Origin of the sequence: Luedemannella flava, from assembly GCF_039528515.1 — a bacterium.
GTDB lineage: Bacteria > Actinomycetota > Actinomycetes > Mycobacteriales > Micromonosporaceae > Luedemannella > Luedemannella flava.
On the sequence record NZ_BAAALT010000085.1, the window covers coordinates 1 to 607 of the forward strand.

Genomic DNA, 607 nt, shown 5'->3' on the forward strand with positions numbered 1-607 from the left:
CCGCGGCCACGCCGGGGCCGTGACCAACTCCAGCGTGGCCTGCTGCAGCGGGCCGGCCACGTAGAAGTCGTCGAGCAGGCGGGCCGCGCGCAGCCGGGCGCCGGCCGGGCCGCGCGCGCCGATCGCGGCGGTGCGCAGGCCCGGCGCGGTGGACTTGGTGAGCGAGCGCAGGTAGATGACGTGCCCGTCCGGGTCGTCGGCGGCCAGCGGCGGCGGGGCGTCGCCGTCGAGGGTGAGGTCGCGGGCGTAGTCGTCCTCGATGAGGAAGGCGCCGGCGTCGCGGATGACGCCGGCGACGGCGGCCCGGCGATGGGCCGCGAGCGTCGCCCCGGTCGGGTTGGCATACAACGGCTGGCAGTAGAAGAGCCGCGCGCCGGTGCGGCCGAACGCGGCCGCAAGCTGATCAGGGAGTACGCCGTCGGCGTCGGTGGGGACGGGCACCACCCGCAGGCCGGTGGCCCGGGCGGCGGCGAGCGCGCCGAGGTAGGTCGGGGACTCCACCAGCAGGGTGTCGCCGGGCTCGGCGAGGGCGCGCAGCGCGGACGACAGCGCCGCCTGCCCGCCGGGGCAGATCACCATGTCGTCGGCGCGCAGGCCGGCGCCGGTG

General features: G+C 78.3%; 1 protein-coding gene. It reads right to left on the reverse strand.

All coding sequences use genetic code 11. The features are described 5' to 3' along the window. On the reverse strand, positions 1–607 hold a 607-nt coding region (locus ABD211_RS15955), incomplete at both ends, for an aminotransferase class I/II-fold pyridoxal phosphate-dependent enzyme (RefSeq protein ID WP_344131699.1).